This window comes from Megasphaera jansseni (genome assembly GCF_047974155.1).
GTDB lineage: Bacteria > Bacillota > Negativicutes > Veillonellales > Megasphaeraceae > Megasphaera.
This window is the reverse complement of sequence record NZ_JBHYRR010000108.1, coordinates 1-239: the sequence shown is the minus strand read 5'-3', so window position 1 is coordinate 239 and position 239 is coordinate 1. Positions and strand designations below refer to the sequence as shown.

Sequence of the window (239 nt, the reverse complement as noted above, 5' to 3'; positions counted from 1 at the left end):
AAGACAGCCCGCTATATCCTCGATTTTTGCATTGACCATCAGATAGGGACCCTTGTTTGCGGCTATAACCGGGATTTTAAACGAGGACTGAAGCTGGGCAAAGTGACGAATCAGCATTTCACTCAAATCAATTTGAGCTATCTTCGTAGTACCTTGAAACACCTGTGTGAACGCTACGGGATAACCTATCTGGAACAAGAAGAATCGTATACCTCCCAGGCCAGCTGCCTGGATTTGGA

At 46.0% G+C, this 239-nt stretch carries 1 protein-coding gene; it reads left to right on the top strand.

Annotated elements, in window-relative coordinates; translation table 11 throughout:
* Positions 1-239, top strand: a 239-nt coding sequence (locus ACE418_RS13665; protein ID WP_416451093.1) for an IS200/IS605 family accessory protein TnpB-related protein, incomplete at both ends; no start/stop codon positions are given.